Annotated in this window: 19 protein-coding genes; 7 read left to right on the forward strand and 12 right to left on the reverse strand. The window is 66.7% G+C overall.

What is annotated here, in order from left to right; genetic code table 11:
• Window positions 1-645: 645 nt before the first annotated feature.
• Complete coding sequence (locus ACNQVK_RS31605; protein ID WP_418032656.1) at window positions 646-1671, forward strand: NAD(P)H-dependent glycerol-3-phosphate dehydrogenase; 1026 nt, start codon at window positions 646-648, stop codon at window positions 1669-1671.
• Between the two features lie 81 nt (window positions 1672-1752).
• Here ACNQVK_RS31605 and ACNQVK_RS31610 read toward each other — a convergent pair whose 3' ends face one another.
• Window positions 1753-2358 carry a helix-turn-helix domain-containing protein gene (locus ACNQVK_RS31610; protein WP_418032657.1) on the reverse strand — a complete coding sequence of 202 codons (606 nt, stop codon included), beginning with the start codon at window positions 2356-2358 and terminating at the stop codon, window positions 1753-1755.
• Window positions 2359-2475: 117 nt separating this feature from the next.
• On the opposite strand from ACNQVK_RS31610, the gene ACNQVK_RS31615 reads away from it, so the two are divergent.
• Together ACNQVK_RS31615 and ACNQVK_RS31620 are read left to right on the forward strand one after the other, a co-directional pair.
• Window positions 2476-3621, forward strand: coding sequence for a zinc-binding dehydrogenase (locus tag ACNQVK_RS31615; protein ID WP_418032658.1), 1146 nt, complete (start codon window positions 2476-2478; stop codon window positions 3619-3621).
• A gap of 18 nt (window positions 3622-3639) precedes the next feature.
• Window positions 3640-5079: an APC family permease gene (locus tag ACNQVK_RS31620; RefSeq protein WP_418032659.1), complete on the forward strand. Its 1440-nt coding sequence runs from the start codon at window positions 3640-3642 to the stop codon at window positions 5077-5079.
• A 3-nt stretch (window positions 5080-5082) separates the two neighbouring features.
• On the opposite strand, the gene ACNQVK_RS31625 is transcribed toward ACNQVK_RS31620, so the two are convergent.
• The 4 genes from ACNQVK_RS31625 to ACNQVK_RS31640 all read right to left on the reverse strand — a co-directional run bounded on the left by ACNQVK_RS31625 (window position 5083) and on the right by ACNQVK_RS31640 (window position 8399).
• Window positions 5083-5598, reverse strand: a complete 516-nt coding sequence (locus ACNQVK_RS31625; protein ID WP_418032660.1) for a hypothetical protein — start codon at window positions 5596-5598, stop codon at window positions 5083-5085.
• Between the two features lie 51 nt (window positions 5599-5649).
• The gene (locus ACNQVK_RS31630) at window positions 5650-5967 is read right to left on the reverse strand and encodes a hypothetical protein (RefSeq protein WP_418032661.1); all 318 of its coding nucleotides are present in this window, start codon (window positions 5965-5967) and stop codon (window positions 5650-5652) included.
• A 130-nt stretch (window positions 5968-6097) separates the two neighbouring features.
• Window positions 6098-7618 carry a sensor histidine kinase gene (locus tag ACNQVK_RS31635; protein WP_418032662.1) on the reverse strand — a complete coding sequence of 507 codons (1521 nt, stop codon included), beginning with the start codon at window positions 7616-7618 and terminating at the stop codon, window positions 6098-6100.
• Window positions 7619-7625: 7 nt separating this feature from the next.
• A complete protein-coding gene (locus tag ACNQVK_RS31640; RefSeq protein WP_044515838.1) occupies window positions 7626-8399 on the reverse strand; it encodes a response regulator transcription factor in 774 nt (257 codons plus the stop codon).
• Window positions 8400-8877: 478 nt separating this feature from the next.
• Here ACNQVK_RS31640 and ACNQVK_RS31645 point away from each other — a divergent pair, with 478 nt between their 5' ends.
• A complete protein-coding gene (locus tag ACNQVK_RS31645; protein WP_418032663.1) occupies window positions 8878-11043 on the forward strand; it encodes a SulP family inorganic anion transporter in 2166 nt (721 codons plus the stop codon).
• A gap of 101 nt (window positions 11044-11144) precedes the next feature.
• Here ACNQVK_RS31645 and htpX (ACNQVK_RS31650) read toward each other — a convergent pair whose 3' ends face one another.
• The 3 genes from htpX (ACNQVK_RS31650) to grcC1 all read right to left on the reverse strand — a co-directional run bounded on the left by htpX (ACNQVK_RS31650) (window position 11145) and on the right by grcC1 (window position 14158).
• Entirely contained in the window at window positions 11145-12050 is a 906-nt protein-coding gene (gene htpX, locus ACNQVK_RS31650) for a zinc metalloprotease HtpX (RefSeq protein WP_418032664.1), read from the reverse strand.
• A 150-nt stretch (window positions 12051-12200) separates the two neighbouring features.
• Window positions 12201-13076: a zinc metalloprotease HtpX gene (htpX, locus tag ACNQVK_RS31655; RefSeq protein ID WP_418032665.1), complete on the reverse strand. Its 876-nt coding sequence runs from the start codon at window positions 13074-13076 to the stop codon at window positions 12201-12203.
• A gap of 74 nt (window positions 13077-13150) precedes the next feature.
• Entirely contained in the window at window positions 13151-14158 is a 1008-nt protein-coding gene (grcC1, locus tag ACNQVK_RS31660) for a nonaprenyl/(2E,6E)-farnesyl/geranylgeranyl diphosphat synthase (protein ID WP_167333291.1), read from the reverse strand.
• 21 nt (window positions 14159-14179) lie between these two features.
• On the opposite strand from grcC1, the gene menJ reads away from it, so the two are divergent.
• The gene (gene menJ / locus ACNQVK_RS31665; protein WP_418032666.1) at window positions 14180-15436 is read left to right on the forward strand and encodes a menaquinone reductase; all 1257 of its coding nucleotides are present in this window, start codon (window positions 14180-14182) and stop codon (window positions 15434-15436) included.
• Window positions 15437-15442: 6 nt separating this feature from the next.
• Here menJ and ACNQVK_RS31670 read toward each other — a convergent pair whose 3' ends face one another.
• Window positions 15443-15925 carry a TspO/MBR family protein gene (locus ACNQVK_RS31670; RefSeq protein ID WP_418032667.1) on the reverse strand — a complete coding sequence of 161 codons (483 nt, stop codon included), beginning with the start codon at window positions 15923-15925 and terminating at the stop codon, window positions 15443-15445.
• A gap of 193 nt (window positions 15926-16118) precedes the next feature.
• Here ACNQVK_RS31670 and ACNQVK_RS31675 point away from each other — a divergent pair, with 193 nt between their 5' ends.
• Window positions 16119-16445: a hypothetical protein gene (locus tag ACNQVK_RS31675; protein ID WP_418032668.1), complete on the forward strand. Its 327-nt coding sequence runs from the start codon at window positions 16119-16121 to the stop codon at window positions 16443-16445.
• 2 nt (window positions 16446-16447) lie between these two features.
• Here ACNQVK_RS31675 and ACNQVK_RS31680 read toward each other — a convergent pair whose 3' ends face one another.
• From ACNQVK_RS31680 to ACNQVK_RS31690, 3 genes are read right to left on the reverse strand one after another with little or no spacing between them, the layout of a single operon-like run.
• Entirely contained in the window at window positions 16448-16729 is a 282-nt protein-coding gene (locus tag ACNQVK_RS31680; protein ID WP_418032669.1) for a pyrimidine/purine nucleoside phosphorylase, read from the reverse strand.
• A gap of 36 nt (window positions 16730-16765) precedes the next feature.
• Complete coding sequence (locus ACNQVK_RS31685; RefSeq protein ID WP_418034447.1) at window positions 16766-17704, reverse strand: CobW family GTP-binding protein; 939 nt, start codon at window positions 17702-17704, stop codon at window positions 16766-16768.
• Between the two features lie 46 nt (window positions 17705-17750).
• Window positions 17751-19535 (reverse strand): hydroxysqualene dehydroxylase, encoded by a 1785-nt coding sequence (locus tag ACNQVK_RS31690; protein WP_418032670.1) that lies wholly within the window; start codon window positions 19533-19535, stop codon window positions 17751-17753.
• Window positions 19536-19850: 315 nt separating this feature from the next.
• Here ACNQVK_RS31690 and ACNQVK_RS31695 point away from each other — a divergent pair, with 315 nt between their 5' ends.
• Window positions 19851-20663: an MlaE family ABC transporter permease gene (locus tag ACNQVK_RS31695; RefSeq protein ID WP_044515820.1), complete on the forward strand. Its 813-nt coding sequence runs from the start codon at window positions 19851-19853 to the stop codon at window positions 20661-20663.
• Window positions 20664-20682 lie beyond the last annotated feature (19 nt).

A 20682-nucleotide genomic window follows, 5' to 3' on the forward strand; every position in this document is an offset into this window, starting at 1 on the left:
ATTTCCGGCAAATCCGTAGCCAACCTCAGCGCATCGCCACTTCCGCTCCAACGCGCGGGCGAGTACTTGTCACTTCCCGTATCACCTGTAAATGCAGGGCATTCAGGCCACAGCGGACGGCCTACGCATTGACGCCCGCGTAAGGGCCGCACCCCGATCGGTCACGATTACGAGCCCTGCAGACGAACTCACCACGGAATCAGTACCCCGCATGCCCGTTAACTTTGCCGATCGCGCCGAAACCCCGCAAAAAGTTCCCGGAATTTTGCCGACGGGTGGCGCCCGGTGCCTGGCTCCGCCGTTGCGCCGAAGTCTACTGACTACGGGCGATGTCAGTCGGGTTTCGGCGGATCTCATAGGCAGACCGACAGCACCTGCATGCGGCGCCGATGACCGCTGGCCGGGGACGGATCGTCGATGACCCGCGGAGGCCCAACCGTCCGCCCGGCTGGTGCCCAATACTTCGACCATGACCATACTTTAAAGTATGGTCATGGCTCGCGGAAGGGGATCACAGGTCCAGCGGAGTAGAAGGCCTCGATCATCGCGATCGACCGAAGACGCGGCCGTCGGCGAACCGTCACAGGCTGACCCAGTTCGACAACTTGGACTCAGCAACGGCGTCCCGGCAATACTCTGATCGCCATGGCACCAGCGCAACGCGAACCCAACGTCGTCGTCCTCGGCGGAGGATCCTGGGGCACCACCGTGGCCTCCATCTGTGCTCGGCGCGGGCCGACGTTGCAGTGGGTGCGCTCGGAGGAGACCGCCAAGGACATCAACGACAACCACCGCAACACGCGCTACCTGGGCGACGAGGTCGTACTCCCCCAAAGCCTCAAGGCCACAAATGATTTCAGTGAGGCGGCCAACTGCGCCGATGTGATCGTGATGGGCGTGCCGTCACACGGCTTCCGCGGGGTGCTGACCGAACTGGCCCGAGAACTGCGGCCGTGGGTCCCGGTCGTCTCCCTGGTCAAGGGCCTCGAGCAGGGCACCAACCGGCGGATGAGCGAGATCGTCGACGAGGTGCTGCCCGGACATCCGGCAGGCATCCTGGCCGGGCCGAACATCGCCCGCGAGGTCGCCGAAGGCTATGCCGCTGCCGCCGTGCTGGCCATGCCCGATCAGCATCTGGCAGCCAACCTGGCACAGTTGTTCCGCACCAAGCGATTTCGCACCTACACCACCGACGACGTGATCGGGGTGGAGATGGCCGGGGCGCTCAAGAACGTCTACGCCATCGCTGTCGGCATGGGCTACTCACTGGGCATCGGCGAGAACACCCGCGCGATGGTGATGGCCCGCGCGGTCCGGGAGATGTCCAAACTCGGCGAGGCGATGGGCGGGCACCGCGACACCTTCGCCGGCCTGGCCGGCATGGGAGACCTCATCGTCACCTGCACCAGCCAGCGCAGCCGCAACCGCCATGTCGGCGAGCAACTGGGTGCGGGCAAGACGGTCGACGAGATCATCGCCTCGATGAATCAGGTCGCCGAGGGCGTCAAAGCCGCCAGCGTGATCATGGAGTTCGCCGACAAGTACGGGCTCAACATGCCCATCGCCCGCGAGGTGGACAGTGTGATCAACCACGGCGCGAAGGTGGAGGACGCGTACTACGGCCTGATGGTCGAGAAGCCCGGCCACGAGGTGCACGGCTCCGGGTTCTGAGTTTTCTGCGCCGAGAGTGACGCTGTGGTCGCCGCGCCTCGCTGAAAACGACCACTGCGTTGCTTTCGCGGAACCCTGCCGTCAGGCGCCGCGCACCGCGGCGCGGAAGTCCTCGGCCCCGACCGGCGGCGCGATGGTCCAGAGCACCTCGGCCTCACCTTCGGTCGGGTTGTGCCAGTCATGCAGTTGGGTCGCCCCGAAGGTCATGCTGTCGCCGGTGTCCAGCTCCGTGGTCTGCCCCTCGACGGTGATACTGAGCCCGCCCTTGAGCACGTAGACGAAAATCGTTGCGGCATCGAGCCGGTAGGCCCCGCCGGACCCACCGCCCGGCCGCATGACGGTGTGCATCACCTGCACGTGGTGTTCGGACTTCGGGGTCAGCAACTCTTCCCGGACCCCGTGGCCGCCCATCTCCAGCGGCGCCCCGGCCCCGCTGCGCACCACCGGCGCCGAGGGGTACTCGAACAGGTCGCCGACGCCGATCCCCAGGGCGTCGCAGATCCGCATCAACACCGGGACCGAGACATTGGTCATCCCCCGCTCGGCCAGGCTCAGGAAACCCTTGGTCACCTCGGCCCGGGCGGCCACCTCGGTCAGGCTCAGTCCCCGCTGACCACGGAATTCGCGCAGCCGTGCCCCGGCCCGTCCCATGCCGGTCTCCGTGCCGGTCTGCTGGCCGTCCCCCACTGCAGCTACCCCTTCCTGTTGACGCCCGTTCGTTTAGTGGTGTAAAACACGTTCCATCGTTTTATGGCATTGAACCCTACACGTGGCGGTGCCCCCCGAAGCACAGAAAGGCACGCGGTGTCTGCACCTGCAACCGAACCCAACGGCGAGTCGACGCGGATTCAGGCCGCCGTCCTCGACGGCAACGGAACCATCAGCATCGAGCACGTCGACCTTGCCGCCCCCGGCCCGGGCGAGGTACGGGTCGAGATCGCCGCCGCCGGCGTCTGCCACTCCGACCTGCACGTCACCACCGGAGCCTGGGACGTCCCGGCGCCGGTGGTGCTGGGGCATGAAGGATCCGGCGTCGTCACCGCGGTCGGCCCCGGCGTCGACGACCTCGAACCCGGCGACCACGTGGTGCTCAGCTGGGTGCCCGGCTGCGGCGAATGCCGCGCCTGTCAGGCCGGCCGGCCGGCCCAGTGCGCGCTGGTCGCGTCGGTGGTGGCCACCGGCGGCACCCTGTACGACGGAACCACCCGGCTGTCCAACGAACGTGGCCAGATCCATCACTACCTCGGGGTGTCCTCCTACGCCGAGCAGGTCGTGGTGCCCCGCAGTGGCGCGATCAAGGTCCGCAAGGACGCACCCCTGGAAGACATCGCGATCGTGGGCTGCGCCATCGCGACCGGAGTGGGCGCGGTGCGCAACACCGCAGGCGTACAACCCGGTTCGACCGTCGCGGTGATCGGCTGCGGCGGGGTGGGCCTGGCCTGTGTGCAAGGCGCCCGCCTGGCCGGCGCGTCACGCATCGTGGCCGTGGACGTCGTCGCCGAAAAGCTCGACCTGGCAAGCAAACTCGGGGCCACCGACACCGTCGACGCCTCGGCGGTCGAGGACGTGGTGGCCGCCCTGCGGGAGCTGCTTCCCGACGGGTACGACTACATCTTCGACGCCATCGGCAAGATCGCCACCACCGAGCAGGCCATCGCCGCGCTGGGCCTCGGCGGGGCCGCCGTCATCGTCGGTCTGCCGCCGGCCGGCGAACGCGCCAGCTTCGACCCACTTGCGCTGGCCGAAGCCGATCAACGGATCCTGGGCTCCAACTACGGCTCGGCGGTGCCCGAGCGCGACATCCCGCAACTGGTCGACGAGGTCATGGCGGGCAACCTCGACCTGGCCTCGATGATCTCCGCCCGGCGGCCACTGGCCGAAGCCGCAGCTGCCCTCGACGATCTGGCCGCCGGCCACGCACTACGCCAACTACTCGTCCCGAACGCCTGAGAAGAATCGAGATCCCAAGTGACTGAAGATCTTCAGACCCGGGCCGAATCCCCGAGCGGAGATGCCGGGCTGCGCCGCGGGGTGATGGGTGGCGGCGAACTCGCCGCGCAGGCCATCGCCAACATCGCGCCCAGCGCCGTCATCGCGTTCACCGCCGCCGCCATCTACACCACGGCCAGTAACGGCACCTGGGTCTCGTTCGCGCTGGCCACCGTCGTCATTCTGTCGGTGGGTTACTGCATCTCGCAGTTCGCCAAGCGCCGCTCGAGTGCGGGCTCGCTGTACAGCTATGCCGCGACCGCACTGGGACCGTTCGGCGCCTACCTGACCGGCGTCAGCCTGATCATCGGATGCTTCGGGATCGCCGCAGGTTCGCTGAGCGGCTCGGTGGCCTATACCGCCACCCTGCTCAACCAACTCGGCATTCCGGTCCACGGGGTGGCCGCACAGATCGTGCTGGCCGTCGTCCTCGGTGCGCTGGCCACCTTGTTCACCATCCGCGGCATTCGGCTGTCGGCACGGGTGTCCCTTGTGCTGGAACTGATTTCGGTGTCCATCATCACCCTGCTGCTGGTCTTCACCCTGGTGCACCTCGGGGCGAACGCCTTCGACGCCGACCAGTTCGACCTGAGCGGCGCCAAGCCGTCGGGAATCGCGGTGGGCATGGTGCTGGCGATCCTGGGCTTCGTCGGATTCTCCAGCGCCGATGCTCTGGCCCGGGAGGCCAAGGACCCCTACCGCGCGGTGCCGCGGGCGATCATGTGGAGCGCCGCGGGCGTGGGTGTCCTGTACGTCTTCGCCGCCTACACCCAGGTGGCCGCGCTGGGACCCGACCTCGGCGAATCCGCCCAGCCGCTCAACGATCTCGCGACCCTGGTCGGCATGCCGGGCTGGTTCAACCCGATCCTGAACTTCGGTATCGCCGCATCGTTCTTCGCCGTGGTGGTCGCACCGATGAACGTCATCGGACGCATCCTGTACGTGATGGGCAAAGAGGGTGTGGTTCCGTCGGCGATCGGCCGGACCCACCCGACCCACCTGACCCCGCACCGCGCCCTGATCTCGGTCAGCCCCCTGGTGATCGCGGTGCCCGTGGTCCTGTACCTCGGTGGCGTCGACGCGATGGACGTCGTGACCTGGGTGGACACCTACGGGACCTACGGTTACATGGTGGCCTACGCCGCTGCCGCGATCGCGGCCGTCGTCTTCCTCCGGAGTATCAACGTCCGCGTCCCGCTGGTCTGGCCCGCCGCCGCGCTGGCCATCGGATCAATGGCATATGTGTTCTACGCCAACGTGTATCCGGTTCCGGCCTACCCGCTCAACGTGATCCCGTGGCTGTTCCTGGGCACGGTTGCCGCCGCACTGGCCTGGTACTGGATTCTGAGGCGCCGGTCACCGGAAGTGATCGCGAAGATCGGGACCAGCGACATGGAGACGCTCGAAGGAATCGGCTGAGCGTCAGCCGATCTGGAAGGTCGGTTTGAAGTCCGATTCCTGCTTGCCGATGACGAAGCTGCCCGCCGGGCTGATCACGAAACCGGCCTGATTGCGCCCGTCGATGCATGACGTCGACACACCGTCGGTGCCGCAGCTGATCGTCTGGTAGCTGATCCGCGAGTTCGGCGGCAACGGCTTGGGATTCTCCACGACGCCGAACACCGGGGCCGGCGAGCTGGCGAACCCGGGAACTCCGGGCCCGCCGCTGACCAGGTTGGCACCGTTGGGCGCGGCGGGGATCGGGCCGCTGCAGCCGTAGGTGCCGCTGCGCTGCAACACGCAGGTGATGCCCTCGGGGATGCTGAAGGCGTACCAGTTGTTGTCCATCACCGCGTATTCAGAGGTCTTGACCGGCGGATACGCGTTGACGTTGGGGGCGGCCGGCGCGGGTTCCGGGTCCGCGACCGCCACGCCGGGCACGCTCATCGCTGCCGCCCCCGCGACGCTCACCAGGCCAATCACCACTCTGCTCAGCACGCGGCCACCCTAACCCGGGGCGGTAGTGCGGTCCACCGCTCCGGGGTTCGGCTACTTGCCGCCGCAGGCGAGGTCGACGTACACCGTGGTGTAGCGGACCCGCTCCTCGGTGTTGCCCCGAGGCGCTGCCTTGAGTTCGGTGATGTCACGGCCCGGACGGACCGCCTTGACGTTGCAGTCGCTGATCGAGCCGCTGCCGACGCGGGACAGGATGACGCGGTAGCCCTCGTCCTCCAGCTGCTTGATGGTCTGCTGGGCCGACCCCGTCCCGCTCGGTGCCGCGGCAGCCGGGCCGGCCAATGCCAGCGCACCCACGGCCAAGCCGGTCCCGATGGTGGCGACAACGGTGTTTTTGACGGTGTTCCTCATTGAACTACCTGCCTTCCTTGCTGAATTGATTTCAGCCTATGCAGGTAATTCGCCCGAGTCCATCAACTCATATTGAACACATACGAAGGAATGCATATGAATTGCCGGACATTGAACCGGCATTGAATATTCATGCGGGATTCATATTTTTCAGGTGTCCGGCAGCGACGTCCGGGGCAGGTCCGCCGGCCAGTGGGATACGCACAGTAAACACCGTTTCACCTGGCTTCGAGGCCACGGCGACGGTGCCATGGTGAGCCTCGACGATCGTTGCCACGATGGCCAGACCCAGCCCGGTGCTACCCAATTCCCGCGACCGCGATTTATCGGCCCTGACAAATCTTCCGAATAGATTCGGCAACAATTCCGCATCTATTCCCGGGCCGTCGTCGGTGACCGTCAATTCCGCGAATTCATTGGCCTCGGTCAATGCAATGGTGACCGTCACACCGGGCGGTGTGTGCACCCGGGCATTCGTCAACAAATTGCTGACCACTTGATGCAGCCGGGCCAGGTCGCCGCGCACCCACAATGGATCGTCGGGCAATTCGGCCACCCAGTGATGTTCGGGTGCACCCACCGCCACGTCGTTGACCGCGTCGACCACCAGATCGCTCAGGTCGATGTCGTCGGTCTCCAGGTCCTGCCCCTCGCTCAGGCGGGACAACAACAGCAGGTCGCTGACCAGGCCGGTCATCCGCCGCGCCTCGGCCTCGATGCGGGCCAGCGCGTATTCGGTGGTCGGCGGCAGGGTCGCGCTGTCCTGCCGGGTGAGCTCGGCATAACCCTGGATCGCCGCCAGCGGGGTGCGCAGCTCATGGCTGGCATCGGTGAGGAACTGCCGCGTGCGCCGATCGGAGGCGGCCAGCTCGGCCAGCGCACTGTCGACGTTGGCCAGCAGCTGGTTGAGCGTCTCCCCGACGATTCCGACCTCGTTGTCCGGATCGGTGTCCTTGTCACGCACCCGCGCCGTGATGCGGTGATCGCCACCGTCCAAGCGCAGTGTCGCCACCTTGGCCGCGGTGGCGGCCACCCGGCGCAACGGGCGCAGGGCGATACGCACCACCGCTACCGTGCCCAATGCGGTGGCGATCAGGGCGACGACGATCATCACCGCGACGGTCACCGTCTTGCGGGCGATGACCAGGTTCGCGCTCTCCATGGACACCCCGGACACCAGCACATCGCCGTCGCCCGCCGGCTGGCTGGCCAGCCGGTACGAGCCGAGTGCCGGGAGCTTCACCGTGCGCGGGTGCTCGTCGGTCCAGGCGTACTGGTCGAGGGCGCGCGTCACGGAGACCGGAGCCGGGTGCGGCTCACCATCGGAGAACACCGCTGACTGGATCACCTCGCCGTCGTGCAGCACCGCGATCAGGTTGCCGGGGGCCTGTCCGACGAACGCGGTGAGCGCCTCGGCGTCCGCGGTGAGCACGTGCCCGGCCTGGCCTTCGCGCCACTTCTCATAGGAGTGGCTGAAGGCCGCCAACGACCGCGTCACCTCGGCATCGCTCATCGTCGACACATAGGTGTGCAGGCTGTACACCGACAAGGCGCCGACCGCAGCCAGCGCCACTGTGACGATCGCACTGACACCCAGCACCAATTGGCGGCGCAGCGAGCGCGGCCACCACCACTTGGTTTTGGGCGGCATCAGCGGGTCACGACGCAGGTCGCAGCATGTAACCCACCCCGCGCACAGTGTGGATCATCGGCTCACGGTCAGTGTCGACCTTCTTGCGCAAATACGAAATGTAAAGATCCACGATGCTCGACTTCCCACCGAACCCGTAATTCCACACCCGATCCAGGATCTCAGCCCGGCTCAACGCCCGCCGCGGATTACGCATCAGATACCGCAACAACTCGAACTCGGTCACCGTGAGATTGATCGGCTCACCAGCCCGCGTGACCTCACGACTGGCCCCATCGAGCACCATGTCCCCGACCTTCAAGGTCTCATCAGCCGGCGGCGTGGTGTGACTGGACCGGCGCAACAACCCACGCAACCGCGCCACCAACTCCTCAAGACTGAACGGCTTGGTCATGTAGTCATCAGCACCCGCCGTCAGACCCGACACCCGATCCAGCACCGAATCCCTGGCCGTCAAAAACAACGTCGGCGTATACCCATCGGCCTCACGCATCCGCTGCAAGATCTGCAACCCATCGATATCGGGCAGCATGATGTCCAACACCACCACATCCGGTTCGATCTCGTCGAACTTTGCTACCGCGTCATGGCCGTTGTGCGCCACATCGACTTCCCAGCCCTCATAGTGCAGGGCCATCTTCACCAGGTTGGTCAGCGCCGGCTCGTCATCGACCAGCAACACCCGGATAGCTGACCCGTCGGCGCGGTGAATCTTCGGCAACTGTCCGAGGATGGCCTGGCGGGGTTGCTGGGCGCGGGGGGAAACGGACATCGTCGTCATGCTTCCATTGTGCGGAGTGCACAGAGTGTTGTCACGGAGTTCATATGGAGTTCTAAGGGAATGCTGTTTCTATGATTCTTCTATGACCTTCGTCACCTTTGTGACCAGTGGTGATCTGGCTCAAACATATTGCGATACATACAGTTTCAAACGAGTAGATGAACAATTGGTGCCGGCGATCGCCATTTGTTGAATGATTTCCCCTGCGCACCAGGCATATTCACTGGCTGCGATACCCCACCGAAACATTTGGGTTCTCTATGCATGGCCCAAACTTCCTTGCACGGGCTCACAGCGATAAATACGCTCGCCCACAGCAATTGAGTGTTGCCCAGCTACATATGAGCCATAAGTCGACATGTGTCGCGCTGTGCTCCAACACCTTTCGCGGTTGTTTACCGACAACGGCGTCAATAACTCTGTGCGGACCCGCAACGAGGCGGGTCCGCGCATCACCAACTCCAGACGGAGGCGCGTCATGCAGCAAACCACCCAACTCGCCGAACGGGCCCGGGCCGTTCTGCGATACGACCTGCCCGCCTCACTGGTGGTGTTCCTTGTCGCCCTGCCGTTGTCGCTGGGTATCGCCGTCGCCTCCGGCGCTCCGGTACTGGCCGGCATCATCGCCGCCATCGTCGGCGGCATCGTCGCGGGCGCCCTGGGCGGATCACCGCTACAGGTCAGCGGGCCCGCGGCCGGCCTGACCGTCGTGGTGGCCAGCATGATCTCGCAGTTCGGCTGGAAGGTCACCTGCGCCATCACCGTGTGCGCCGGCATCCTGCAGGTGCTGTTCGGACTGAGCCGGGTGGCGCGCGCCGCACTGGCCATCTCCCCCGTCGTGGTGCACGCGATGCTTGCCGGTATCGGCATCACCATCGCGCTGCAGCAGATCCACGTGCTGCTGGGTGGCAGCTCCAACAGCTCGGCCTGGGCCAACGTCACCGAACTGCCCGGTCAGCTGATCAACGCCCACGGCCACGGCGTCATCCTCGGCGCGCTGGTGATCGCGATCCTGGTGGCATGGCGCTGGGCACCCAAGGCCGTGAAGAAGGTGCCCGGTCCGCTGGTGGCCATCGTCGGCGTCACCGCACTGTCACTGCTGCCGGCATTCGGTGACGTCACCCGCATCCAGATCAACGGCTCGCTGATCGACGCGCTGGCCCTGCCCTCCCTGCCCGACGGCAACTGGGGCGCGTTCGCCGCCGGTGTGCTCACCGTCGCACTGATCGCCAGCGTCGAGAGCCTGCTGTCGGCGGTGTCGGTGGACCGGATGCACACCGGCCCGCGCACCAACTTCGACCGCGAGATGATCGGCCAGGGCGCCGCCAACATCGCGTCGGGCGCCATCGGCGGCCTGCCCGTCACCGGCGTGATCGTGCGCAGCTCCACCAACGTCGCGGCCGGGGCCCGCACCCGAGCGGCCGCGATCCTGCACGGCGTGTGGATCCTGATCTTCGCCGTGCCGTTCGCAGGCCTGGCCCAGATGATCCCCACCGCCGCCCTGGCCGGCCTGCTGATCGTCATCGGCTGCCAGCTGGTCAAGCGTGCTCACATCGAAACCGCAAAGCGCACAGGCGATCTCGCGGTCTACGCGGTGACGGTGCTCGGAGTGGTGTTCCTCAACCTGCTCGAAGGCGTGCTGATCGGACTCGCGCTGGCGATCGCACTGACCGTGTGGCGAGTGGTGCGCACCAACATCGTCTCCGAGCCCACGGGCGAGGACACCTGGCGCGTCGCCATCGAGGGCTCCTGCACCTTCCTGTCCCTGCCGACCCTCACCAGCGCCCTGGCGCGGGTACCGTCGGGCGCCGCGGTGACCGTGGAACTGTCGGTCGACTTCATCGACCACGCCGCCCACGAGACCATCGAAGAGTGGCAGCGCCAGCACGTGGCCACCGGTGGCACCGTCGACATCCACGACCTCGGCGTGGTCGAGATGAGCAGTGCCGTCGCCGGCCCGCCGATGCGCGGCTTCACACCGTTCGACAAGCGCTCCGGCGTGGTGCCGTGGAGTTCCTGGCAGGGCGAGGAGTCGGCGTCCGTGCTGCACGGCCTGGCCGCCTACCACCGGCGCACCGCCCCGGTGCTGCGCCCGCACATGCAGGAACTGGCGCATGCGCAGCGGCCCGAGACGCTGTTCCTCACCTGCGCCGATTCGCGGGTGGTGCCCAACGTCATCACCAGCAGCGGTCCGGGAGACCTGTTCACGGTGCGCAACGTCGGCAACATGGTGCCGGCAGGCCAGGCCGATGCCTCGATCGAGGCGGCCATCGCGTTCGCGGTCGACAAGCTCAACGTCTCCTCGATCGTGGTGTGCGGACATTCGAGCTGCGGCGCGATGACCGCGATGCTGGGCAAGACCGACGCGGGCGACAAGCACCTGGAATCCTGGCTGGCCCACGGCGATCCGGCCCTCGCGGCGTTCGACGAGGGCCGCCATCCGGTGGCCCAGTCAGCGGCCGAGGCCGGCTTCGGGATGGTCGATCAGCTGTCGATGGTCAACATCGCGGTGCAGGTCCAGACCCTGCAGGCCCACCCATTGGCGCGGCGGGTCAACGTGATCGGCCTGTTCTACGACATCGCCAGCGCCGGCGTGCTGCGGGTGACCCCGACGCACATCGAGACCCTCGCCGACGCCGCGTAAGGGTTCTCCGCAGGGCTTGCACTGCGAGCGACCGTGTTTGTACGCCGACACACCGAGATCGGCGTACTTGCGCGGTCGCTCGCGGTGCAGAAGGAGCCGGGTCAGTGAGCGCCGCGGGGTGATCCGTCCCGGCCGGCCATGTCCTCGAGCCGGCGGACCCGGTCGGCGATCGGCGGGTGCGTCGAGAACAACTTGCCGATCCGCTGACCGGAACCGAACGGGCTGGCGATCATCAGATGCGCCTGATCGGCCAACTGAGGCTGTGGCGGCAGCGGAGCCGCCTCCACCCCACCGGAGATCTTGCGCAACGCCGAAGCCAAAGCCAGCGGATCCCCGGACAGCTCAGCACCTGACTCGTCGGCCTGATACTCCCGCGACCGTGACACCGCCAACCGCACCACCGTCGCCGCGATGGGGCCCAGTAACGAAACCAACAGCAGGGCAATCGGATTGACACCACCGCCCTGACGACTGCCGCCAGACATCCCAGCGAACATGGCCATGTGGGCCAGCCCGGTGATCACCGACGCCAATGCACCGGCCACACACGAGATCAGGATGTCGCGGTTGTAGACGTGTGAGAGCTCGTGACCCAAAACCGCACGCAATTCACGTTCGTCGAGGAGCTGCAGGATGCCCGTGGTACAACACACCGCGGCGTTGCGCGGATTCCGGCCGGTGGCGAACGCATTCGGGTTGGCGGTATCGGAGATGTACAGGCGCGGCATCGGCTGATTGGCCGTGGTCGCCAACTCCCGAACTATCTTGTAGATTTCGGGCGCCTGCTGCTCGGTGATGGGCTGCGCGCGCATCGCCTTGAGGGCCAGCTTGTCGCTGTTGAAATACGTGTACACATTCATGCCGACGGCCATCAACACCGAGATCCACAGATAGATGCGCGAACCCGTCGCATTCGTGAACAGCCCGCCGATGAACACGATCAGCGCTGACATGCCGATCAGCAGGACAAACGTTTTGATCGTGTTGCGGGTCGGATGCCAGGTCATCGAATTTCCTCCCGAGAGGCGACCGAGTGCGTCAATTAAACGCCACCGGACGATCCTCAGGGCGTGAATTCGACCTGTCCGCACCGCTACATCCCGCGAGGAACCACTTGCCGAGCGTCCGCGAAATGGACGCAGCGAAACGCGAAGGGATCAGTAGTGGCCGGGGCCGCGGCCGGCCATGTCCTCCAGGCGGCGGATCCGGTCGCCGATCGGCGGGTGCGTCGAGAACAGCTTGCCGATGCGCTCGCCGGCCCGGAACGGGCTGGCGATCATCAGATGCGCCTGGTCGGCCAGCTGGGGCTGCGGGGGCAGCGGCGCCGCCTCGACCCCACCGGAGATCTTGCGCAGGGCCGAGGCCAATGCCAGTGGGTCACCGGTCAATTCGGCACCGGACTGATCGGCCTGGTATTCCCGCGAGCGCGACACCGCCAGCCGCACCACGGTGGCCGCGATGGGACCCAGCAGCGAAACCAGAAGCATGGCAATCGGATTGCTGCCCTCACGGTTGCCGCCGAACATTCCGGCGAACATGGCCATGTTGGCCAGGGCGGTGATCACCGACGCCATCGCACCTGCCACACATGAGATCAGGATGTCGCGGTTGTAGACGTGCGAGAGCTCATGGCCGAGAACCGCTCGCAGTTCACGCTCGTTGAGCAGCTGCAGGATGCCCGTGGTACAGCACACCGCGGCGTTGCGCGGATTCCGGCCGGTGGCGAACGCATTCGGGTTGGCGGTGTCGGAGATGTACAGGCGCGGCATCGGCTGATGCGCCGTGGTGGCCAACTCCCGCACAATCCGGTAGATCTCGGGCGCCTGCACCTCGGTGATCGGCTGGGCGTGCATCGCGCGCAGCGCCATCTTGTCGCTGTTGAAGTACACGTAGGCGTTCATGCCGACGGCGAACAGCACGGCCAGGTACATCACGTTGCGGCCGAACAACGAACCGACGAACACGATGAACGCCGACATTCCGACCAGCAGGAAGAATGTCTTGATCCGGTTCGCGTGCGGGTTCCACGTCATCGCGGTTTCCTCCTAGGCAACTACTCGGCAACCATCGCTGATTAAACGCTCAGTTACCGTCAGTGGTTCCGGAATCAGCCGTGACGATTGACCGTGTAATCCACGAGAGTGGCCAGCGCGTCACGCCCCGGCCCCGCCGGAAGGCCCGCCAACTCCTCGCGCGCCTGCGCCGCGTACTCGGCCACCGTCTCCTTGGCGCGCGCCATACCGGCCGATCTCCGCAGCAGCGTCAGCGCCTCGGCGACGTCCTCGTCGCGCTCGACCGGACCGGCCAGCAACTCCTGCAAGCGCTCGGAATCCGGGCCCGACTCGCGCAGCGCGTACAACACCGGCAGGGTGTGCACGCCCTCGCGCAGGTCAGTGCCCGGGACCTTGCCCGATTCGTCGGGATCGCTGTCGATGTCGATGATGTCGTCGGAGATCTGGAAGGCGGTGCCCACGATGCCGCCCAGCCGGTGCAGCCGGTCGATCTGGTCGGCGTCGGCGCCCGAGAACGTGGCACCGAACCGGCCCGAGGCGGCGATCAGGCATGCGGTCTTCTCGTAGACCACCTTGAGGTAATGGTCGACGGAGTCGACATGCTCGGCCGCACCGCGGGTCTCGCGCATCTGGCCGGTCACCAGCTGGGCGAATGTGTCTGCAATCACACGGACCGCGTCGGGTCCGAGCAGCGAAACCAGCCGCGAGGCGGTGGCGAACAGGTAGTCGCCGGCCAGGATGGCGATGTTGTTGCCCCACCGGGCGTTGGCGCTCGGTGCCCCGCGCCGCATCTGGGCCTCGTCCATCACGTCGTCGTGATACAGCGTGGCCAGGTGCACCAGCTCGATGACCGCACCGGCGATCGCGACCTCAGGATCGTCGGGCCGGGGGCCCAGGGACGCCGAGAGCACGGTGAACAGCGGGCGGAACCGTTTCCCGCCGGCCTGGAACAGGTGTTGGACAGCTTCTGCCATGAGCTCGTCGGCTTTGCCCAGCTCATCGGACATCAGTTGTTCGATCCTGGCGACGCTGTCCCGGACGTCGGCGGCGAACGCCGCGTCCCCGAAATCAACGCCTGCCACCACAGTCGCTGGTGTCCTCATTCGTCCAACATACTGGGGGACATGGATGCACCGGCGGGCAGGAGCGCAGCGACCCGGGGATATACCCAGGCAGACGTGGTCGTCGTCGGCGCGGGACCGGCCGGGTCGGCGGCTGCCGCGTGGGCGGCTCGAGCCGGTCGTGACGTGCAGGTGGTCGACGCGGCGCAGTTCCCGCGGGACAAGTCCTGCGGCGACGGACTGACGCCGCGCGCGGTTGCCGAGTTGGAACGGCTCGGCATGGGCCCGTGGCTCGACACCCGGATCCGGCACCACGGCCTGCGGATGTCGGGATTCGGCGCCGACGTCGAGGTGCGCTGGCCCGGTCCGTCGTTTCCGTCCACCGGAAGTGCGGTCCCGCGCACCGAACTCGACGACCGGATCCGCTCGGTCGCCGCCGACGACGGCGCCAAGATGCGCTTGGGCGCCAAAGTCGTTGGGGTCGAATACGACTCCCGCGGGCGGGTCGAATCCGTCCAGCTCGACGACGGCGCCACCATCGGCTGCAACCATCTGATCGTGGCCGACGGAGCCCGTTCCACTCTGGGCCGCGTGCTGGGCCGCACGTGGCACAAGGAAACCGTCTACGGCACCGCCATCCGCGGCTACATCGCCACACCGCGCGCCAACGAGCCGTGGATCACCTCACATCTGGAGCTGCGCTCCCCCGAAGGCCAGGTGCTGCCGGGCTACGGCTGGATCTTCCCGCTGGGCAACGGCGAGGTGAACATCGGTGTGGGCGCCCTGGCGACGGCCAAGCGCCCCGCCAACGCCGCCCTGCGGCCGCTGCTGTCGTACTACACCCAGCTGCGCCGCGAGGAGTGGGGATTCTCCGGGGAGCCACGGGCCGCACTGTCGGCGCTGTTGCCGATGGGCGGCGCGGTGTCCGGCGTGGCCGGGCCCAACTGGATGCTGGTCGGCGACGCGGCGGCCTGCATCAACCCGCTCAACGGTGAAGGCATCGACTACGGACTGGAAACCGGCCGGCTGGCGGCCGAACTGCTGGGCTCCGGCGACTATTCACATGCCTGGCCCGCACTGCTGCAGGACCACTACGCCCAGGGGTTCTCGATCGCCCGAAGGCTGGCCCTGCTGCTCACGCTGCCCCGGTTCCTGCCGGCCTCCGGCCCGCTCGCGGTCCGCTCGTCGTTCGTGATGAACATCGCCGTGCGGGTGATGGGCAACCTGGTCACCGAAGAGGACGACGACTGGGTCGCGCGGGTGTGGCGGGGTGCGGGCCTGGCGTCGCGCCGGCTGGATCAGCGCAAGCCGTTCAGCTGATCTCCGTCAATCGCGGTTGAGCATCCAGATCCGGGTGGACAGCGCCGTCGCGAAGGCACACCACAGCGGATACGGCGTGAGGATGGCGCCGGGGGCACCCTGGGCCTGCACCGCACGACGGGTCAGATCGGCACTGCTGCCGGTCAGCACCGCGGCGGTGACGGCCGCGGCCCCGAGTTGGCGGCGGGAGAAGAACACCCATGACCACGCGGCGTTGACCGCGAGGTTGCCGGCCAGTGCCACGGTGTATGCACGAGCCTCGTCCGGACGGCCGTCGGCACGCAGCCGGTCGATCGTGCGGGCCGACACGACCGCGATACCGGCGTACAGGATCGGCCAGACGATCGGAAAGGCTTGTCGCGGAGGCTGAAACGACGGCTTGCGCAAGGACTCGTACCAGCTCGACTGCGCGGGCCGGCTGGCGAGCCCGCCGACGAGCGCAGTGGTCAGTGCCGCGGTGGCCGTCTTGGCCAGGGTGATCGGTCGCATGCCGGGTTACATACCCGAATAACGGGGCGTCAAAAAGTTTGACGGCGCACCGCGCCGGGACTCCGTCGCATGCCCGGCTACATACCCGAACAGCGGAGCGTCAAAAAGTTTGACGAAGTTCCCCCCGGAACCTGCCGCGCCGAGACCCGAGGGATCCCGCAGTCATGTCCCCACCCCTCGGCATACTCCGGCCATGGGAGACAAGACCGAACCCTGGTGGGCGACCGACCCCGAACTGAAGGAGTTCTTCAGGCGCTCCCAGGAAGAACTGGAACGCGAAATCGCCGCCCACGAACCCGTTGTGCCCGACGAACCGGCCGAAATCGTTCCGGACCTCTCGGTAGGGACGCGAGTTCATGCGCTGGGGCTCGCGCGCGACGATCTCGCCCGGGCCCAGGTTCGCTATGAGCAGGCCATCCTCGCCGGCCGCCGGGCCGGGTTGTCGTGGGCACAGATCGGCAGAGTCCTCGGTGTGTCAAAGCAGCGGCTGCACAGCAGATTCCGCAGGTACACGGCCTAGCTTCAGCGGTACTCGCACAGGTAGGCGGTCTCGGTCTCGACGCGCAGCTGGAACTTGCTGTCGGCGGGCACGGTGAACTGGGTGCCGGCCGCGAAGGTCTCCCATTCCTGGCCGCCGGGCAGCTTGACGGTGAGCGCACCGGAAACCACCCGCATGATCTCGAGCTGGGTGGTGCCGAACTCGTACTCGCCGACCGCCATGACGCCCACGGTCGCAGGTCCCTCCGGCGTCGTGAACCCGATCGATGCGACGTCGCCACCGAAGTACTCGTTGACCTTGAACAATGCGGCTCCTTGAACTCGAATGAGCGGTCAGGATACCTACACCACGTACTTGAGCACCCCGAGCATCGCGTTCTCGTCGGCCGGCTCACCGGCGCACCGCTGCAGCTCGGCCCGCACCGCCGACGTGTCCATCCCGGTACCGATCAGCACCAACTCGGTGGTCCCCGAACGCCGCTTCTCGAAGCGCAGCGAGCTGCCGACCAGCTGCAGCAGGAAGCGCTGAGCGCCGAAGTCCACGAAACCCTTGGCGCGATAGAGCCCAGCCGGGCGATCCCGCAGAAACTCCATGAACAAGCGTGGGTTCACCGCGGCGTCCGTGCGGAACTCGATGCTCTGATACTCGGGATGGGCATGATCGTGCTCGTCGTGCAGCAGCTCGTCGAAGGACAGCTGGGCCTGCGGCGTCCGTTGCGGCGGATCGATGAGCATCTCGGGGTCGATGCGGGCAAAGTCGGTGGGCAGCACCGGAACCCGAGGGCTGAGCTCGCGGATCCGCGAGAGCAGGCCGTCGACGTCGGGGCACGAGGACGCCTTGTTGAGCACCACCAGGTCGGCGACCGGCAGCCCGTGGCTCAGGTCGGGTTGCAGGCCGTCGACGACAAGGGCCAGGCCGGCGTAGTGGAAGCGGGAATCATCGAGGGTGATGACGGTGCGGGCCAGGGAGGCCGGTTCGGCCACGCCGCTGGCCTCCACCACGATGAGATCCAGCCGGGGTTTGACGGCCGCGAGCTTGCCCAGCATCTCGCCGACTTCCTCGCCGTCGACCGCGCAGCAGATACACCCGTTGGACAGTGACGCCATCGCGTCGACCTGACCCGCCACCAGCATGGCATCGATGTCGACCGCGCCGAAGTCGTTGACCAGTGCGCCGATGCGGACGCCGCGGCTGTTGCGCAGCAGGTGGTTGAGCAAGGTGGTCTTGCCGGCGCCCAGGTGCCCGGCGACCGCGAGCACGGGTACTGATCCGGTGGACACCACCGGGCCATCGTAGGGTTATTGGGAATTGTTTTCACTAAGCGGGTCAGGTTGGCCAGCGGGTGTCGACGATGTCCAGCGCGTTGGGCAGCTTGGCCCGGTACCGCGCCTTGTCGGCAGCCTTGAACGGACCCCACCACGGCGCCTGGAACAGCTCGACGATCTTGACCTTCGGCCCCTGGTAGCCCGACGCCGTCAGCACCCCGTTGGCGGCGTAACGGCCGCCCTCGTTCGCGCCCTCCATCGTCGTGACGTTCTGGTCGGTCTTGATCCACTCGCCGGCCAGGAACAGATTGTCGATCCCGGTGGTGGCTTCCGGCCGGCGCGCCCACGAGCCCGGGTCCTGGATGAACAGCGGCTCGTCGTTGCGCACATTGGGTGTGCCCGAATCGATGATCGACGGGTCGAGGAACCACGAGTGCACCATCCGGTCCGTGACGACGATGCTGGTGTCGTTCAGATGGGCCTTGATCTGCGCCCAGGCCTCGGCCGCTATCTGCGGTGGTGTGCACTGGCGGGCACTGAGCCGGTTGAAGTTCCCCGGGGTGCTCCAGTCCGAGATGATCGCCGACAGGCAGTCCCTGACGGTTCCGTCGCCGTACGACGTCAGCGGCCGCTTCCAGAACTGCGCCTCGCTGATCGAGGTGAGCCCCCACCCGGAGTCGACGTAGTTCACGTGTCCCTTGGTGACGTCGACGCGTTCCCGCAGGAAGAACATCAGGCCGTTCATCCACTCGGTGCGCAGCGCGGCCACCGAGGCCAGCTTGGGATCGGCAGCGATCACGTCGGGCGTCAACACCGCCGCCAGCTTCTCGCACGGCACGGCAGAGATGTACCAGTCGGCCACCACCGGTTGAGCCACCCCGTTGCCGTCGACGACCGTCGCCGAAGCGATATGGCGGCCGTTGGGGGTCAGCCGGGCCAGCGCCTGCCCGAGCCGGAATGTCACGCCCAGTGACTGCAGGTGCGCCACCCAGGGGTCGATCCACTGCAGGCTGGTGGGCCCGTTGAGCACCCGGTCGAATCCCTTGTTGTCGATGTCGTTGCCCAACAGCAGGATCGACCACACCGAGGCCTCACCCACCAGACCGATCGAATGGGCGCTGGCGTCTTTGGATTTGGAGGCGGCGAGATTGCGGATGATGCCGTCGGCCAGATACCGGTTGTACTCGGCCGACTTCTTGTCCGCCCCGATGTATTTCTCCCACGTCATGTTGTCCCACTGGCCGAGCTTGCGCTCGTCGCAACTGGTGACGTAGACCGCGAGTTTCTGCGCGGCGTACACCGCCTCCAGGGGCGGCAACCGGAACAACGTCTGGAACACCGCGGCCACCGACTCGATGAAGGCCTTCGGCGTGATGGGGTTGGGCAGCGTCGGGATCGGAAACGGTAGCGGGATGGTCAGATCCGCCCGCCCCAGCCCCGAGTGCAGATAGGACGTGGCCCGGGTCAGGTTCTGCCAGACCCCGAAGGTGTTGCCGGCGAACGGGATGCGCCGCATGGTGTCGGTGACGTTGCGATAGAAGCCCGGGAAGAACCGGAAGCCGTGTTCGGCCGGTAGCGGGCTGCCCGTCGCGCTCGGCGCCGCGATCGACCTGGCCTTGCCGCCCAGCGCTTTCCGTTCGAACACCGTGACGCGGTACCCGCGCTCGGCCAGTTCGTGTGCGGCGGTCAGGCCGGCCACCCCGGCACCGAATATCGCCACCGTCGATCCCGGCGCCGCGCGCGCGGTTCCCGGCCTGCTGAGTGCGGCCGCAGCCACCCCCGCCGTGGCAGTGCCGGCCAGAAACGACCGCCGCGAAATATGACGTTCCCCAACCCCACCCGACATACCGACACCACCTCAGTTCGGCAACCCCTGTGGGCGCTAAGTTAATGGCGATTCTCCGACGAGCAGGCCCGACACGCCGACTTGAATTCAGTCCGCCTTGAACCGATCGCTTGATCACATCGACCGGGATTGAACCACTACAGACCGCACAAGACAGGGGCGACGACTCGAGAATGGCCATTCACTTAATTGTTGCGGTGACGTCATGAAATGTGACATGCTCCACAGGCGACCGGGGGGTCGAAACGGTGCTCAGCACAGCCGGTGCCACCGGCCGGCCCCGCGCATGCCACGACACAGCGCGGAAGGAACTCGATGACCTACGAGCTACCGGCGTCCAAGGGCCCCGTACGGGATGTCCTGGTCCAGGGCGGTTACGTGCTCGGCTTCTCGGTGCAGGCGCTCGTCAGCGTCGTCACCGCGGTGGTCCGCCGGCGCCTGGTGCTCGACGAGGTCGTCGCGCAGACCCTGTTCATCGGCCGGGTGTGCACCGGACCGGCCCTGCTGCTGATGATGCCCATCGGCGTGTTCATCGCGGTGTCGGTCGGTGAGCTGGCCGGGCGCATCGGTGCCGGGGGCTACTCGGGCGCAGTGGTGGCCTTCATCATCGTCGGCCAGGCCGCGGCCCTGGTGTGCGCGTTGATGATGGCCGGCGTGGCCGGTTCGGCGATCTGCACCGACCTGGGATCACGCACCATCCGCGAGGAGATCGATGCGATGGAGGTCATGGGCCTGGACGTGATCGAGCGCCTCGTCGCGCCCCGCCTGGTCGCCGCCGTCATCGTCGCGCTGGCCCTGTGCTCGATCGTCACCTTCGGCGGCGTGATGGCCTGCTACCTGTACCACATCAGCGTGCAGCACCTGCCCGCCGGAACGTTCCTGGCCACCTTCAGCCAGTACGGACAGGTGTCGGATTTCGTTATGGCACTGATCAAGTCGGCGGTGTTCGGGCTGACCGCGACCCTGGTGGCCACCTTCAAGGGCCTGCACACCAAGGGCGGGGCCGGCGGCGTGGCCAACGCGGTGAACGAAGCCGTGGTGCTGGCTTTCGCCCTGGTCTTCATCCTCAACACCACGATGTCGGCGCTGTACACCGTGGTGGTTCCGGCCGTGGGCAGTTACCGGTGACCGCGATCACCAGCAGCGC

Source organism: Mycobacterium sp. 134, from assembly GCF_048282715.1.
In the GTDB taxonomy this organism is placed as follows: domain Bacteria; phylum Actinomycetota; class Actinomycetes; order Mycobacteriales; family Mycobacteriaceae; genus Mycobacterium; species Mycobacterium septicum.